Raw genomic sequence first — 15,554 nt, 5'->3', positions numbered from 1 at the left:
CATCACCAATGGCAAATCACGAAGGTTTTCAACCAACCAAAAAACTATCTTTTATCCGCGTCCTCCGCGAGAGCGAACCCCTCTTGAGGAATTAGTACCTCGGGAAGTGTTGCTCCTCGTATTCCGTTGTACCGTCGTATTCGATTTGTTGACGCTACTTCGATTTACTGTTTCTCTTTTAGGAACCTGTGTTTTATTTCTAGTAACCGAACTACTTCTATTATTTGCAGTGGTTCTCGAATTTGTGCGGGCGCTTTGCTCACTTCGCGAATTTCTTACATTATTGTCACTGTAATTACGTTGCGTACTATTTCTAGTAGTGCTTCTTTTTACTTCGGTATTTCTGCTGTCTCTCGTGCTAGCCGAATTTCTACTGGGTACAGTGCTTTTATATTTGCTGTCGCTCCTTTTACTTTTACTTCGGTCTATTGTAGATGCGCCCCTGCTGTTGGTACTACTGTTGCGCGTTATGGTTTCACTGCGGGTGTTAGAGTTTTTAACGCTACTGTTTCGCCCATTGTTATTGTTGCGCGTGTTATTGGTGCGAACTGTAGTATTGTTTCGTGTGCCACTATTTCTTACGTCGCTTTTAATTCGTGAATTATTGGCGGCAATCAAGGTGTTTTTTCTATTAGGGTCGAAATTTCTGTTATACGAAGCTCTTCCTTTTTTGTCGTAAACTCTACTCCCTGGTCTATAAAAATCTCTACGTCCGTTGCGATACGCTATCTTATGTCGTTTTTTATAATACACAACATGATCGTGATAGCTATACCGAACAGGTGTGTAATATCTTCTGTAGGGCAAATCGTAAACTACGCAATGAGTGTAAATTGGAGGTGCGTAATACACGTGCCAAGGACGATAAATATAATACGGGTTATATCTGTTTATAACCCCGGTACAATGCGAAAAATAGCCAAAGTTATTGTACACTATGTGCAATCCACCTACGCGCGCAATTCGTCTATCGTTATACTGAATATCTACATTTCCGGCTTGTATTATTCTGCCGTAATAGTCATAATAAATAGGTACGCTTTCTATTTGTATTACCGCGCCATAATCATCGTATTGTACATAGGCGTCGTAATTATACCCAGAATTATAGCTAACATTCATGTTGGGGGTGCTAATGGTAACCTGTGAGCTTTTTTGTGGACCAACATACACAAAGTCGAATTGGCCATCCGGGAATATTGAAAATTCCACATCGCCTTCAATAAAAATATAGGCGCTACCATCATAACCTCTGCGGAGATTATTTTCACTTTCTGGGGAGCTCGCCTGTGCCGAAAATCCCAATAAAAGGATGCTAAAAATAAAGGTTAGGTTTTTCATAATAATTAAATTTTAAAGGTTTGTACTCGCTTTATAATTATTTTGGTCAGCTGTACACTTCAAAATAACCAACGACCGTGCCAAAGTTTTAAAACACTGATATTCAGTGGTGGTTGTAAGGGGTTAATAGGAATATTTTATTCTTTGGCTCTATAATTAAAAAATCCGCTACAGGTTTTTAAGCTGTAACGGATTTTTAAAACTAACCAACCAAAAACTAAAAATCTTATTTCTATTGTATTGGTTTCAATTAGTGTGCCAAAAAATTAGTTGAAATTTTAATTACTCGGGAACAAATCGGCTTGCAATTCCAGCAAATTAAATAGTGCAAAACCAATTTAAAGTTTTTCTCTTAAATATTCGGCGGTAAACGATTCTTGGTTTTTTGCAACCGTTTCTGGTGTGCCGGCTGCAACCACTTTTCCGCCGTTTTCTCCGCCTTCGGGTCCCAAATCAATTATAAAATCCGCGCATTTTATTAAATCTAAATTATGCTCCACAACAATAACTGTATGGCCTTTTTCCAAAAGCGCATAAAACGATGCGAGTAATTTTTTAATATCGTGAAAGTGAAGGCCTGTAGTGGGTTCGTCAAAAATAAAAACCGTTTTTTCTTTTGATGTTCCTTTCACTAAAAAGGAAGCCAATTTAATACGTTGCGCCTCGCCGCCGGAAAGGGTAGAGGAGCTTTGCCCCAATTGCACATACCCAAGACCCACATCTTGCAACGGTTGTAATTTTGATACTATTTTTTCCTGCTTGGAATTGCCAAAAAACGCTACGGCATCATCAACGGTCATCGTAAGAATATCGTCTATGTTTTTACCTTGAAAAGTTACTTCTAACACTTCCTTTTTAAAGCGTTTCCCGTTACAAGCATCGCACACTAAATGCACATCGGCCATAAACTGCATTTCAATGGTTACTTCACCTTCGCCTTTACAGGTTTCACAGCGCCCGCCATCTACGTTAAAACTAAAGTGCTTGGCCTTATACCCGCGAATATCAGAAAGTTTTTGCGAGGCGTACAGATTCCGAATATCGTCATACGCCTTAATATAAGTTACCGGATTACTTCGGCTGGAACGACCAATTGGGTTTTGGTCAATAAATTCAATGCTTTTAATGGTATTAAAATCGCCTTTAATTTCTGAAAATTGCCCGGGTTTTTCACCATATCCTCCAATTTGCCGCATCAGGGCAGGATACAGAATTTTTTTCACCAACGTACTTTTCCCACTTCCCGAAACTCCCGTTACCGCAGTAAAAACATTTAGCGGAAATGTAACATCTATATTCTTTAAATTATTCTGTCGTGCTCCAGTAATGGAAATCTTGTTTTTTGAAGTGCGTCTTTTCTCCGGTACTTCAATCTCCATTCGGCCATTTAAATATTTTGCAGTAAGCGAATCCGACTTTAAAATTTCGGCATAATTTCCTTGTGCCACCACTTCGCCGCCAAAAGTTCCTGCTTCGGGACCAATATCTATTATTTCGTCTGCGGCTTTCATAATGTCTTCGTCATGCTCTACCACAATTACCGTATTGCCCAAATCGCGGAGTGATTTTAGCACTACTATAAGTCTTTCGGTGTCTTTTGGATGAAGCCCTATACTAGGTTCATCTAAAATATACATAGACCCCACAAGGCTACTGCCCAAAGAGGTGGCGAGGTTTATTCGTTGCGATTCGCCACCCGAGAGCGTATTCGATTTTCTGTTTAACGTTAAATAGCCCAGCCCGACATCCTGCAAAAATCGAAGTCGATTGTTTATTTCCAGCAGCAAACGCTTTGCCACCTTTTGGTCGTATTCTGAAAGTTGCAGATTCTGAAAGAATTCAGCAGTTTTATTTAACGGCAACTCCACCAACTCTTGTATGGCCGTGCCGTTTATTTTTACGTAAGCAGCTTCCGGACGCAGGCGTTTGCCTTTACAGGTTGCGCATTTCGTTTTTCCGCGGTAGCGAGAGAGCATTACCCGATTTTGAATTTTATAGCTTTTCGATTCCAAATACGAAAAGAAAGAATGTAACCCCTCAAAATATGAGTTGCCATCCCAGACGAGTTGCTGCTGCTCAGATGTTAATTCAAACCACGGTTTGTGTATTGGAAAATTGAATTTATACGCATTGTTTACCAATTGATCGCGATACCAGCTCATACTGTCACCCCGCCAGGGAAAGATAGCATTTTCATAGATTGACAGGGCCGTATTCGGAATTACCAAATCTTCGTCTATCCCAATAACATCGCCGTATCCTTCGCAAACCGGGCAAGCGCCATACGGATTATTAAAGCTAAATAGATGCGCATTTGGCTCCATAAAAACCATGCCGTCGGCTTCAAACCTATTGTTGAATTCTGTTATTTTATTCGAAGAAAGCATTTCAATATACAACTCTCCCTTGCCTTCAAAAAAAGCAATTTCAACGGCGTCTGCCAGACGATTGTAAAAGTCTTCTTCGTTTTTGGTGATAATTCTATCTATCACCAAATCTATTTTTTTGGGGAAGGAATTATCTTTAAGTTCATCAATTCGCAAAACTTCATTTGCAACTTTAATTCGCGAATACCCTTGTTGCGCCAACGCCTTAATTTTGTTCTCCATACTTCGGCCCTCTTCCAAGTGAATGGGAGCGAGGAGAAGCATTTTTTCGCCTTCCGGAAATTCCTTTATAAACTTTATTACGTCTGTAGTGGTGTCTTTTTTTACTTCCCTCCCCGAAATTGGCGAAATTGTTTTTCCAATTCGCGTATAGAGCAATTTTAAATAATCGTAAATTTCAGTAGAGGTGCCCACTGTAGAGCGTGGGTTGGTTGAGTTTACTTTTTGTTCAATTGCAATTGCCGGCGAAATGCCTTTAATGCTATCTACCTTGGGCTTGTCTAATCTGCCTAAAAATTGACGGGCATAACTGGAAAGACTCTCAACGTATCGGCGTTGGCCCTCTGCATATAGGGTGTCAAATGCCAAACTGGATTTTCCGCTACCGGAAAGCCCCGTAATTACCACCAACTTATTGCGTGGAATGGCAACGGTAATATTTTTTAAGTTGTGTAATTTAGCACCCTGGATAAGGATGTTTTTTTTGATGTCTATAGTTTCAATATTCAATGTAATTCTCCTTTTTTAATCCCGATAACTATTGGGGCTGCAAAGATACTATATCGGTCTCAGCAAAGCACATTTGACGATATTTATTATTTTTTACGAGAAATTTAACCTTTTCTTTGCATTTGTAATTTCTTTGTTGTTATATTTACGGCTCTTAACGTCATATAAAAAAAATATTGCCTATAGCTGATCTTTACTTTTAACAAATAAACATTTTAACTAAGCAACCAAATCCATAGTTGTTTATTTTTTAAAAAAGTAGTGATATGAAACAAGGCACAAACTCTGATGCGTTTTTGGTAAACGCTTATATGAACGGTAATGAATCTGCACTTTGTGAGCTAATAACACGCCACAAGCAACGAATTTACAGTTTTATTTATTCTAAAGTTTTCGATAGGGATGTCGCAGAAGATATTTTCCAGGATACCTTTATTAAAGTTATTAAAACTTTAAAGAAAGGAGCGTACAACGAAGAGGGAAAATTTCTTCCGTGGGTTATGCGAATTGCGCATAATTTGGTGATAGATTATTTCAGAAAAAACAACCGCATGCCCAAATTTGAAAACAATACCGATTTTAATATATTTTCGGTGTTGAGCGACAATTCGCTGAATATAGAAAAACAAATGATTAAAGGGCAGGTGGAAGATGACGTACGTAGGCTTATCCAAGAATTGCCGGACGACCAAAAAGAAGTGTTAATTATGCGAATGTATAAGGATATGAGCTTTAAGGAAATAAGTGAGCAAACCGGGGTGAGTATTAACACCGCGCTCGGACGTATGCGATATGCACTTATTAATTTGCGGAAAGTGATTGATAAACACAATATTATATTAACCAATTAGTACAATAAAATAATTTTTGCTTCGTTATTTGGAAATATAACCTCTAAATAATATTCTATGCAAAAATTTTACTCTGAAACATCACGTGTGGACAGCGTGAATAAAAAATTAGTTCCAAAAGAGGAAACCATAAAATTTCTTCTGGATTATTCAATGGCTTTAAGTGTTATAGATTACCATAAAATGAAGTTTGAAGCGCTTCTAAACTAAACTTTGGAAAACCCTGGAATTAGCTTTTCAGGGTTTTTTTTATTTCTACCCTCTCATTAAAAAACAATGTCTTTTGTCCTTCCTTTTCTAATGCCAATCATTTTTTCACTTTCTTTAAATACTCCTTAATTACAGATTTTCTACCAATAGTTTTTGTAATTATGTCCTTTTCTAAATCCCAGCCACGCGCAGGAGAATATTGCCTTCCGTACCAAATAATCTGAAGATGCAGTGTATTCCATAAATCTTTTGGAAATAATCGCTTTGCATCTTTTTCTGTCTGTACTACGTTTTTACCATTTGTAAATCCCCAACGATACATTAATCTGTGAATGTGCGTATCTACCGGAAAAGCTGGAATATTAAAGGCTTGGCTCATAACTACACTTGCGGTTTTGTGTCCGACTGCAGGGAAAGATTCCAAAGCTTCAAAACTTGCAGGAACTATACCGTTGTGTTTTTCAATCAACATTTCTGAAAGCCCGTGGATGCCTTTCGCTTTCATAGGAGAAAGGCCAACGGGTTTTATAATTTCCCGTATTTCTTCCACAGAAAGTTTTACCATGTCGTATGGATTGTCCGCAATTTCAAAGAGTATTGGGGTAATTTGATTGACACGCACATCAGTGCTTTGTGCAGAAAGCAACACCGCAATCAATAATGTATAGGGGTCTTTGTGGTCTAAAGGAACGGGAATCTGAGGATAAATCTTATTTAACGTATCAATAACGAATGTTACCTTTTCTTGTTTGGTCATTTTAAGTACTTTTATACAAAAATAGCGATAATGAAAACATTACAAGCAGGAGATAAAGCTCCAGATTTTAAAGTAAACGATCAAGACGGAAATAGCATATCTTCTAAAGATTATAAAGGGAAAAAGTGGGTTGTTTTTTTCTATCCAAAAGCAAGTACACCGGGGTGTACAGCTGAAGCTTGCAATCTTCGCGATAATTATAAAAAGCTTCAAAAGGAAGGGTATGAGCTACTTGGCGTAAGTGCCGATAGTGAAAAGCGCCAAAAAAACTTTAAAGAAAAATACGATTTCCCGTTTCCATTATTGGCTGATGAAAACAAAGAAGTAATTAACGGTTTCGGGGTGTGGGGACCTAAAAAGTTTATGGGTAGAACATACGACGGTATTCACCGAAAAACTTTTATAATGGACGAATCGGGAACTATTACGCGCGTTATAGACAAAGTGAAAACCAAAGACCACGCGGCCCAAATTCTAGATTAGGTATTACTGATTTTTGCGGGTTCCGCTTTACAGTTAAAAAGATGTTTTTCTTTAATAATTTCTGACACTCCGGGAGGCAACATTTCTTCCCAGCCTTCTTCGTGTTTTTCTATCATCGACAGAACTTCTCGCGAGAATATATCCATGTTTTCGGGTTTGTAATCTGTAATGTCAACTACTTTGCCGTTGTATTTAAAGAATTTGTACAACTCTTTCATTCGGGGGTGTACTTTTAGGTTTTCGCTATTGATATATTCGCCGGTTTCCGGATCCTTCATGGGGTAGAGGTAAACCTTCAAATCTTTAAAGAATAGCTTTCCAAAAGCTTCCAAAATACCACCACTTAAATGGCGATAGTATTTTTCATCAAAAATATCTACCAAGTTGTTTACACCCATCGCTAGCCCCATGCGCATTTTGGTGTATCTTGAAAAATATTCAACTAGTTTATAATATTCCTGAAAATTAGAAATCATAACTGTATGCCCCAAAGAACACAGCAATTTAGCACGGTCCATAAAATCTTCTTCATCAATTTCACCTTCGGCACGCAAGTTTGAAAGGGTAATTTCAAAAACAACTTCAGTCCTTTCTTTTTCAACCCTGTTTTCATTTAAGAACATTTCATACGAACGTTCAAACATATCGATATTTACCTTGGTAACAGGTCTAAAACTACCCCTAAGCGCTAAAATATTCTTCTTATAAAGTATCCGTGCCGGAAGTATATTATGGCCTTCGGGATTAAACATAACCGCATCGGTCATTCCGTTTTTAATAAGTTGAAGGCTCATTAACCTATTGTCAACCTTCGCAAAACGCGGTCCCGAAAAATTAATGGTGTCTATTTCAATCTTGTCCTTGTCAATATGATCGTAGAGGTACCGAAGCAATTTATTGGGCTGATCGTATTTATAGTAAGCGCCGTAAATAAGGTTTACCCCCAAGGTGCCCAAGGTAATTTGTTGCAATTGCGCATCGTTTTCATGAAAGCGTATATGCAGGGTTATTTCGTTATAAGCTTCCTTTGGATCAATCTGATAGCGAATGCCTAACCAACCGTGGCCCTTGTATTTTTTTGCAAAATCTATTGTAGCCACCGTATTGGCAAACGCAAAAAACAATCGGTTGGGGTGCTTATCGCGATTAATGCGCTCCTCAATAAGTTTAAATTCATGGGTAAGCATTTTCTGTAAGCGCGACTCGGTTACATATCTGCCGTCTTCTTCAATACCGTAAATAGCATCGCTAAAGTCCTTATCATACGCAGACATGGTCTTGGCGATAGTTCCCGATGCCCCACCAGCCCTAAAAAAATTACGAACCGTTTCCTGCCCAGCGCCAATCTCGGCAAAAGTGCCGTAAATATTTTCGTTTAGGTTAATTCGTAAAGCCTTACTTTTTATGGAAGGAATATCTTCAAATTCCTTATCACCAATTATGGATTCTGGCATAGTAACGTTCTAAATTTAATTAACAAAGGTAGCGAATACAATAGGTAAACAAAAAAAATACCATTATTTTTGCGAAGATGAAACATAGGTTCCCAAACTTAAAAAATAGATCCAAATGCGGATTGTTTATGTTGTATCTGCCCATAAAAAAAATACAATTTTAAGCAGATGAATTCAGAACTTACAGTTACTTTTCTCGGCACGGGAACTTCACAAGGCATTCCTGTTATTGGTAGCGACCACCCAGTTTGTAAAAGCACGGATTTTAAAGATAAACGCTTACGGGTATCGGTTTTATTGCGTTGGGATAAATTTGTTTATGTAATAGATTGTGGGCCGGATTTCAGACAGCAAATGCTGCGCGAACACGTAAACAGATTAGACGGTGTTTTGCTCACACACGAACACAGCGACCATACCGCCGGCTTAGACGATATTCGCCCGTTTAATTTTATGCAGGGCAAGAGCTTGCCTTTTTATGCGCACGCCCGGGTTTTTAAATCGCTAAAAGAACGCTTTGCCTATATTTTTGCACTAGAAAATAAATATCCCGGCGCGCCCAGTATTACCCCCGTTCAAATAGATAAAAACACCCCCTTTACCATCGGCGACCAAGAGGTAATTGCCATTGAAGCCTTTCACGCATCCCTTCCCGTTTTGGGGTTTCGGGTGGCCGATTTTACCTATTTAACCGATGTTAAAACCATTTCGGATACCGAAGCCGAAAAAGTAAAGGGCAGCAAGGTTTTGGTAATCAACGCCCTTCGCGAAGAACGTCATTATTCGCACTTTAATATTGAAGAAGCCTTAGCTTTTGTTGAAAACGTAAAACCACAAAAAACATATTTTACACACATTAGCCACGTTATGGGCTTTCACGAGGAAGTGGAAAAAAAGCTACCCGAAAACGTACACTTGGCCTACGATACACTTACAATAACAATCTAATTATGAGGAATAAAATATTTATGTACCTGTTTCTTTTTGCAGTGCTTTTTATCATCTTTTTATATATGAGTGAAAAAAGCATTTTTGAATCGAAAGAAAAACGTATCGAACTTTTAGAGGCCAAAGTTGAAAAAGCGAACGATTCCATCAAAACGCTTCAGCGCTCAATGAGCGATTTAAATTATTTTTCATTAGATGGAAATGATAACGCAATGACCTATTTTGAAAATATGGGGTACGAAGCCGCCGATGTTGAAGCCAAGGTTTCCGATCAAATATATGATTTCAACTTAAAAAAGGGAAACAATCCATTGGTGCCTTTTGAAGGAATGGACGGCGATATGAAAATAAATAAATTGAAATTCCTAAACCACAAATGGATTCTTGCAGATTTTACCGACGGTAAATATTGGGGCGAAATGATTCTGGCTTATTCTTTCAATAATGAGAACGAATTGGAATTAACCACGCTCGGCTCATTTCTGTATCCGCAATAGGATTACGAATTTTCTGCCAGCCAATTTTTTAATTCGTAAAAATTCTGCGGCGCTACGCCATGCCCAACAGCAAATTCTGAATAGGTGCAATTTATATTCAGATTGTCTAAAAATGGCTTGGTTTTACGCGCCCACTGTACCGGAATTACCTGATCTGCATTTCCGTGTGATGAATATACCTTCAATTTGCTGAAGTTATTATTGGCATAGCCCTCCTTTAATATTTCTTCATTAATATACCCGCTTAAACCTATTACGTTTTTAACCTTTTCAGGGTAACTTAACGCCACGGAAAAACTGAGTATCGTTCCTTGGCTAAACCCCAACAGCGTTACGTTATTAGGGTCTATTTTATACTTTGTTACAACTTCATCAATACATTTTGAAACTAATTCGCGGGAGGCAATCGCCTGTTCGTCGTCGCTAAATTTTCCCTGTGCATTGTCAAAATATATATTGTACCAAGCATTGCCGTACGGCTCTAATCTAATGGGTGCCTTAAGCGAAATAATAGCGTATTTTTCGGGCAATTCGTTTGCAAATGAAAACAAGTCGTTTTCATCGCTACCAAATCCGTGGAGCATAATAATGGCAGGCGGATTTTCTGACGCATTTGCGGCCGGTCTATAATTGTGTTCTAAAAGTAATGTTTGCTTTTCCATAGAGTGCAAAAATAAGCAAGACCTTTTAAACTGAAGGTCTTTCAGTATAAAAGGTCTCGTTAAAATTGTTTAAAAATTTATATTCCTTTAAACCATTCCTGGAATTTTTCTCCAACTACGGGCACTGGTTTCATTTCGCCCTGTGCAGCGCTAATTAGCCCGAGTATCCACAGTACCAAAACCGCCAGATACACCACGCGCGAAAGAATGTAAATGTCTATTATACCCGAAATTATTGAAAGAATAACCCCTACACACATAATACCCAATGCTTGCCTAACGTGAAACGATCCCAATGCGGTTTTATCCTTATTGTTCATTATGAGCGCCACTATCCAGCCAATTAAGGTAATGTATGCTATTATGGCTACGGTTTTACCGTTGTTTGTACTTGCTTCCATATCTAAATTTATTGGTTAGTAATAATTTAAAGCTAAGATAACCAATACTTTCAACTTAAAAATGTAAACCACTCCTGAAATTTTTCACTTAAAATAGGAATAGCCTGCCGCTTGTTAAAATAGGCCATAGCCCAAGAGTATAACCACAGCACAAAACATATAACCCACAGCACGTCTCCGGCAGTAAGGTTAATTTGCGACTGTACAACCATTGCCACTACAAACAGTATAAATAACCCAAACATATTTTTAATATGCCAAGTTGCAAATTCGTGCTGCTCATCCCGGTTGATAAAGTAGGCGATTAAAAATCCTACAAAAGGGGCGTAGGCTATAAGGGCGGTCGATTTTCCTGCTGGCGAAGTTTTCATTCTTAATTAAGTACCAATTGGTTATTTGCAATAATTCCGTAAGGGTTGCCTTTTAGTTTTACCCCTAACAGCGCGGCATTTTTTGAAGTTGAAAGTATATCCTTTTCAGAAAATATCTTAGTGTCTTCGGGATTAAATAGGGTAAGCTCGGCCTGGTTTCCCTCTTTTATTTCGTTTAAACCAATCCCGAAAGTTGCCTTTAAACCCGTTAATGCTTTTACAGTATCCTCCATTCCCAACTGCTGGTTTAGTGCGCCAAAACATCCCTCCAAACCAATACTGCCAAAATAGGCTTGTTCAAATTCTGTTTTTTTGTGTTCCACATCTATTGGGTTGTGGTCGCTGGTAAGCCCGTCTATGGTTCCGTCCTTTAATCCTTTTAGCAAGGCTTTGTTGTCTGCATTTGTTCTCAAGGGAGGCATAACTTTGTAATGGGTGTTAAAATCTTCCAAAACGTCGTCTGTAAGTACAAGATTAAAAATTGAAACGCTACAACTTACATCCAATCCTTTTTTCTTGGCATTTTTGATTAATTCAACCGACTTTTTAGTTGAAATAGTCGGAATGTGAAGTTTCCCTCCAGTATATTCCAAAATATATAAATCGCGAATAATTTGAAGTTCTTCCGCAAGTGCCGGAATTCCTTTTAAACCCAAACGGGTACTGTTCACTTCTTCATTTACCATTCCGTTGCGCGCTACCGATTTTTCAAAGGGAAACGACTGAACCAAACCGTCAAAATTCTGACTGTATTGCAGCGCAATTTTTAAAAGGTTTGCATTGGTAATCGGATTTTTATAATCGTAAAAAGCTACGGCGCCTTCATTTTTCATATCGAACAGCTCAGCTAGGTCAACCCCCTTACTGCCAACGGTTAATGCTCCAACCGGATACAAATTTACCGCCTTGTTTTCGGCTTTCGATTTTAAAAATTTTATATGTCCTTTGCTATCGGTTACCGGAAAGCTATTTGCGTTTACGGCAACCCCTGTAAATCCGCTGTAAGCAGCCGTCTTTAAACCGTTTTCTACAGTTTCCCGTTCCTCAAAACCCGGTTCGCCAAAGGAAACACTACTGTCAAACCACCCTTGCGAAATATGTAGATTTTTTAGAATTACTTCCTTTACTTTAGCCGAAGAAGCAATGGTTGCAGCAATTTTTGAAATTTTACCATCTTCTATTAAAACATCGCGTTTTTTTAAATGATGCTCGCTGGAAGCATCTACAATGGTAGCGGATTTCAGTAGTATCTTCATTTGTAGAATTTTAGAATAAGCATTTCAAAAAGTAAAAAGAGCATGGCAAAAATAGCAAACCATTTCCAAAAACTGTTAATTTCGTTCGCCTCGGCTATAGAATCAAAAAGAGCTTCCACCGAATTGTAAACTTTGGCTCCATCCCAATTCTCGGGATTTAAATACAGTAATTGGCTTTCGCTGCGGTCGTAATTATAACTTATATTCTCCAGAAATTGGGCTTCTTTCACTATTTCGTAATTGCCCGCTTGTGTAGGCTCATCGGTCGTGGTTAAAAGCACATAATTGGCCATCGTTTGCTGCAACGGTATAAATTGCGACGTGCTATCCTTTATGGTAAGAATTTCATCAGACCCCAATTTTACTGGTACTATAATGGTGTTTTGCTGGCCAATTGTATAATACAAACGCGGCAAGGGCAAACTCTGTAAAGCCATATTGTAAATTGTAGGCACCACCAATGGCGAATTTTGAAAATTGCTATTCGTCTTGTTTATAGCTGCCGTAAACAAATAGGTATTATTTCTTTCAACCAAAAATGGCTGCCGGTCCTCATAACCAATTGCGGGCGACGCATTTGTTGAAATATCGTAATACGAATTAACCGTAGGATATTGAAAATTTGCCACTTCTTTTTCAAATACATCTTTAAACAACGGATGTGAAAAAACAATATTCGTAATTTGCTTTTCGCTACTTCTTTCCTCCGAAATACTCCCCAAGCCCATACGTAACAAAAAATTGTTATAGCTGTTTAAATCTGCCTGCTCCGGTGGAATAACCAAAATGCTCCCGCCATCGTCGCTATATGCTTTTAAGGCAGTAATAAGCGGCGCCGGAATTTCGGCTAGCTCATTGAGAACAATAAAATTTTGATCGGGAATTTCGTTGTAGTTCAATGTTTTAAAGGTTTGCTGGGTAAACTGAAACTCCTCCTTTTCAAACAGTCGTTGTAAAAAGTTGCCATCTGCTTCATTAATGGCAAAAACTTTTATCTTCCCCGGCTTGTTGATGCTAAAAAATAAAGTGTTGTCAAAGGTGAGATTGGGATCGTTAACTTCTAATTTCCCAATAAATTCTTCCTGATTGTCAATATCAAAGGCAACCGTTCCATCCGTATTTTCCAGGAAGTTTATCGCAGTTTTAGCAATTAATCTATCCTTGTTAAATAGTGAAATTGGCGCTTCGGAAATTTCATTGCCACCCTGCGTTTGCTGCGGCTTAGACACCTTCACCTTAAGCTGCGTAACAGAGGCATTTTTTGAAGCTATAAACACACTGTCTATGGCTATATTAAATGCTTTCACCGGTTTTAACTGCACCGCATCTACGATTACATCTTCCGGTATGGGCGGAAAGGCCGCTTGTTGCTGAAAATCGGACAGATAAACCAACCTCTTTAAAACGCCTTGTTCGTCCGAAAATATCTGATTGGCTTTTAGTAAAACTTCATTCGGACTTAACTGGTTTTGCGAATACGCTACGGAAAGTACCTCACTTTTAAAATCCTCTGCCGATACATTTTTATGTTCGGCATTGTTTGTAAACCAACTTATTTTTTCGGTGCCGCTAATTTTGTTAAACAAATCCTGCAGCGCTCGCTCCAAAATTGCACCGCTGCTACCTTTTGCCTGCATACTAAACGAGTTGTCTATATACACTACGGTTTCCTTTTGGGTAGCCAGCGCATTTTTTGCGGCCGTAAATGGCTGGGCAAAGGCAATAATTAGGCACGCCATTGCCAGCAATCGCATAAATAGGGTAAGCCACTTTTTTAGCTGCGAACTTTTACGCGTTTTAATGCTTACTTTTTTAAGAAAAGCAACGTTGGTAAAATCTACTTTTTGAAAACGCCGAAGTTGAAAAAGATGAATAAATATCGGGATGAGCAGCAGGAAAAGAGCGTAAAGAATTTCTGGGTGTTTTAACTGCATTCCTATAAATATTGCCCAAAGATAAAAAATGCAACGTAATAATTGCTATTTCTGTATAGTAAAGGTGAAGGTACTTCCGCAATCCAATTTAGATTGTAACGAAATGGTGCCTCCGAGCTTTGAAACTAAGCTTTTTACAGTGGCCAATCCTATTCCCGTTCCTTCCTTCCCGTTGCGATCTTTAATGCCCGTAGTTTTAAATAAATTGAAAATTTCTTCTTGAACTCCTAAATCAATCCCCATACCGTTGTCTTTAATCGCGAATTTATGAAATTGCATTTCTTCAACATACGATACCGAAACAAGGCGCTTTTCATTTAAATTGTACTTTAAGCTGTTATCGATTAAATTTAGGAATATTTGTGTGAGCGCCGCTTTGTTTACGTTCTTTAAAACTACATCCTTCGGAAATTCAAAAACCGTATCCTCGCCAATTAAGGTTTCGTCTATTACCTTAAAAAGCTTGGTCAGGGCAACGTCTTCATTCTGGGATTCCAGCAGCACATCTGCCTTGTAAAAACTTAAAATACCATTGATGTAGTTGTTTAGCGTTTGCGACGATTCTTCTATATATGAAAGGTAAAGCTCAGAGTCTTCAGAGAGGTTTTGATCATTCTCTTCCGTGAGCATCCGGGTAAGCGAAATAATATTGGCCAACGGCGACTTTAAATCGTGCGATACTACGTGGGCAAAGGTGGTTAACCGTTCATTTCTAGATTGCAGCTCCTTCTGATATTCTACGAGGCGTTTATTTTTTTTACGTAACTCAAGCAAATTCACCACTTGCTTGGCCAAAGATTTTAAGGAAGTAATCTGTATTTCGGTTAATTGCCTGGGTTTATGATCAAATACACATAAAGTTCCCAGTTTATAACCATTGTGGTTTATAAGCGGAACCCCCGCGTAAAATTGGGCATTGGCTTCTAAAACCAAAGGGTTGTCGTAAAAACGCTCGTCTTTTGTTGCGTCTTCAATTATAAAAATATCCTCCTCCTGCATAATCGCGTGCCCACAAAACGAAATATTCCGCGGCGATTCATTAAAATCGAGTCCAAAATGCGATTTAAAAAAATTCCGCTCACTATCCAACAAGGTTATTAGTGAAATTGGTACCTCGCAAATAGCGGCAATAAGGCTTGTAATATTATCAAAATTTTCTTCGGAAAGGGTGTCCAGTAAATCGTATCTTTTTAATTCAGCAAGGCGGGCTGCTTCATTTTCAGGTATTTCGGGAGAGATCATAATAAAAAAAATCTGTGCTTATAGTGGTTAT

At 38.5% G+C, this 15,554-nt stretch carries 15 protein-coding genes; 5 read left to right on the top strand and 10 right to left on the bottom strand.

The window, feature by feature from the left end; translation table 11 throughout:
* Positions 1-51 precede the first annotated feature (51 nt).
* The gene (locus VZD24_RS08945) at positions 52-1,341 is read right to left on the bottom strand and encodes a hypothetical protein (RefSeq protein ID WP_342687497.1); all 1,290 of its coding nucleotides are present in this window, start codon (positions 1,339-1,341) and stop codon (positions 52-54) included.
* A 338-nt stretch (positions 1,342-1,679) separates the two neighbouring features.
* A complete protein-coding gene (uvrA, locus tag VZD24_RS08940; protein ID WP_373693825.1) occupies positions 1,680-4,457 on the bottom strand; it encodes an excinuclease ABC subunit UvrA in 2,778 nt (925 codons plus the stop codon).
* A 266-nt stretch (positions 4,458-4,723) separates the two neighbouring features.
* On the opposite strand from uvrA, the gene VZD24_RS08935 reads away from it, so the two are divergent.
* Positions 4,724-5,308, top strand: coding sequence for an RNA polymerase sigma factor (locus VZD24_RS08935; protein ID WP_279448225.1), 585 nt, complete (start codon positions 4,724-4,726; stop codon positions 5,306-5,308).
* 57 nt (positions 5,309-5,365) lie between these two features.
* The gene (locus VZD24_RS08930) at positions 5,366-5,518 is read left to right on the top strand and encodes a hypothetical protein (protein ID WP_279448224.1); all 153 of its coding nucleotides are present in this window, start codon (positions 5,366-5,368) and stop codon (positions 5,516-5,518) included.
* Positions 5,519-5,615: 97 nt separating this feature from the next.
* On the opposite strand, the gene VZD24_RS08925 is transcribed toward VZD24_RS08930, so the two are convergent.
* Entirely contained in the window at positions 5,616-6,275 is a 660-nt protein-coding gene (locus VZD24_RS08925) for an endonuclease III domain-containing protein (protein WP_342687498.1), read from the bottom strand.
* A gap of 30 nt (positions 6,276-6,305) precedes the next feature.
* Between VZD24_RS08925 and bcp the strand changes: the two genes are divergently transcribed.
* Complete coding sequence (gene bcp, locus VZD24_RS08920; RefSeq protein WP_342687499.1) at positions 6,306-6,758, top strand: thioredoxin-dependent thiol peroxidase; 453 nt, start codon at positions 6,306-6,308, stop codon at positions 6,756-6,758.
* Here the strand turns inward: bcp and VZD24_RS08915 are convergent.
* Positions 6,755-8,212, bottom strand: coding sequence for a TonB-dependent receptor (locus VZD24_RS08915; RefSeq protein WP_342687500.1), 1,458 nt, complete (start codon positions 8,210-8,212; stop codon positions 6,755-6,757). The two genes, bcp and VZD24_RS08915, sit on opposite strands and share 4 nt — an antisense overlap.
* Positions 8,213-8,380: 168 nt before the next feature.
* On the opposite strand from VZD24_RS08915, the gene VZD24_RS08910 reads away from it, so the two are divergent.
* Together VZD24_RS08910 and VZD24_RS08905 are read left to right on the top strand one after the other, a co-directional pair.
* Positions 8,381-9,160: an MBL fold metallo-hydrolase gene (locus VZD24_RS08910; protein ID WP_342687501.1), complete on the top strand. Its 780-nt coding sequence runs from the start codon at positions 8,381-8,383 to the stop codon at positions 9,158-9,160.
* A gap of 2 nt (positions 9,161-9,162) precedes the next feature.
* Positions 9,163-9,657 carry a hypothetical protein gene (locus VZD24_RS08905; protein WP_342687502.1) on the top strand — a complete coding sequence of 165 codons (495 nt, stop codon included), beginning with the start codon at positions 9,163-9,165 and terminating at the stop codon, positions 9,655-9,657.
* Positions 9,658-9,659: 2 nt separating this feature from the next.
* Here VZD24_RS08905 and VZD24_RS08900 read toward each other — a convergent pair whose 3' ends face one another.
* The 6 genes from VZD24_RS08900 to VZD24_RS08875 all read right to left on the bottom strand — a co-directional run bounded on the left by VZD24_RS08900 (position 9,660) and on the right by VZD24_RS08875 (position 15,523).
* Positions 9,660-10,319 carry an alpha/beta hydrolase gene (locus VZD24_RS08900; RefSeq protein WP_342687503.1) on the bottom strand — a complete coding sequence of 220 codons (660 nt, stop codon included), beginning with the start codon at positions 10,317-10,319 and terminating at the stop codon, positions 9,660-9,662.
* Positions 10,320-10,396: 77 nt separating this feature from the next.
* Positions 10,397-10,720 (bottom strand): DUF4870 domain-containing protein, encoded by a 324-nt coding sequence (locus VZD24_RS08895; protein ID WP_279448217.1) that lies wholly within the window; start codon positions 10,718-10,720, stop codon positions 10,397-10,399.
* 50 nt (positions 10,721-10,770) lie between these two features.
* Positions 10,771-11,091: a hypothetical protein gene (locus VZD24_RS08890; RefSeq protein WP_279448216.1), complete on the bottom strand. Its 321-nt coding sequence runs from the start codon at positions 11,089-11,091 to the stop codon at positions 10,771-10,773.
* Between the two features lie 2 nt (positions 11,092-11,093).
* Positions 11,094-12,347 carry a dihydroorotase gene (locus tag VZD24_RS08885; RefSeq protein ID WP_342687505.1) on the bottom strand — a complete coding sequence of 418 codons (1,254 nt, stop codon included), beginning with the start codon at positions 12,345-12,347 and terminating at the stop codon, positions 11,094-11,096.
* Positions 12,344-14,281 (bottom strand): BatA domain-containing protein, encoded by a 1,938-nt coding sequence (locus VZD24_RS08880; RefSeq protein ID WP_342687506.1) that lies wholly within the window; start codon positions 14,279-14,281, stop codon positions 12,344-12,346. The genes VZD24_RS08885 and VZD24_RS08880 overlap by 4 nt, the downstream gene beginning before the upstream one ends.
* A 45-nt stretch (positions 14,282-14,326) precedes the next feature.
* Positions 14,327-15,523 carry a sensor histidine kinase gene (locus tag VZD24_RS08875; protein ID WP_342687507.1) on the bottom strand — a complete coding sequence of 399 codons (1,197 nt, stop codon included), beginning with the start codon at positions 15,521-15,523 and terminating at the stop codon, positions 14,327-14,329.
* Between the last annotated feature and the right edge of the window lie 31 nt (positions 15,524-15,554).

The organism is Aequorivita flava (assembly GCF_038742595.1).
GTDB lineage: Bacteria > Bacteroidota > Bacteroidia > Flavobacteriales > Flavobacteriaceae > Aequorivita > Aequorivita marisscotiae.
Note: the sequence above shows the minus strand (reverse complement) of the source record. Positions and strands in the feature narration are given on the sequence as shown.

What these genes read in the sequence shown, in the direction of transcription:
- VZD24_RS08890 (WP_279448216.1), bottom strand. Translation starts at nt 11,091, where the DNA reads ATGAAAACTTCGCCAGCAGGAAAATCGACCGCCCTTATAGCCTACGCC.
- VZD24_RS08910 (WP_342687501.1), top strand. Translation starts at nt 8,381, where the DNA reads ATGAATTCAGAACTTACAGTTACTTTTCTCGGCACGGGAACTTCACAA.
- VZD24_RS08925 (WP_342687498.1), bottom strand. Translation starts at nt 6,275, where the DNA reads ATGACCAAACAAGAAAAGGTAACATTCGTTATTGATACGTTAAATAAG.
- VZD24_RS08930 (WP_279448224.1), top strand. Translation starts at nt 5,366, where the DNA reads ATGCAAAAATTTTACTCTGAAACATCACGTGTGGACAGCGTGAATAAA.
- VZD24_RS08915 (WP_342687500.1), bottom strand. Translation starts at nt 8,212, where the DNA reads ATGCCAGAATCCATAATTGGTGATAAGGAATTTGAAGATATTCCTTCC.
- bcp (WP_342687499.1), top strand. Translation starts at nt 6,306, where the DNA reads ATGAAAACATTACAAGCAGGAGATAAAGCTCCAGATTTTAAAGTAAAC.
- VZD24_RS08875 (WP_342687507.1), bottom strand. Translation starts at nt 15,523, where the DNA reads ATGATCTCTCCCGAAATACCTGAAAATGAAGCAGCCCGCCTTGCTGAA.
- VZD24_RS08880 (WP_342687506.1), bottom strand. Translation starts at nt 14,281, where the DNA reads ATGCAGTTAAAACACCCAGAAATTCTTTACGCTCTTTTCCTGCTGCTC.
- VZD24_RS08945 (WP_342687497.1), bottom strand. Translation starts at nt 1,341, where the DNA reads ATGAAAAACCTAACCTTTATTTTTAGCATCCTTTTATTGGGATTTTCG.
- VZD24_RS08895 (WP_279448217.1), bottom strand. Translation starts at nt 10,720, where the DNA reads ATGGAAGCAAGTACAAACAACGGTAAAACCGTAGCCATAATAGCATAC.
- VZD24_RS08885 (WP_342687505.1), bottom strand. Translation starts at nt 12,347, where the DNA reads ATGAAGATACTACTGAAATCCGCTACCATTGTAGATGCTTCCAGCGAG.
- VZD24_RS08935 (WP_279448225.1), top strand. Translation starts at nt 4,724, where the DNA reads ATGAAACAAGGCACAAACTCTGATGCGTTTTTGGTAAACGCTTATATG.
- VZD24_RS08900 (WP_342687503.1), bottom strand. Translation starts at nt 10,319, where the DNA reads ATGGAAAAGCAAACATTACTTTTAGAACACAATTATAGACCGGCCGCA.
- VZD24_RS08905 (WP_342687502.1), top strand. Translation starts at nt 9,163, where the DNA reads ATGAGGAATAAAATATTTATGTACCTGTTTCTTTTTGCAGTGCTTTTT.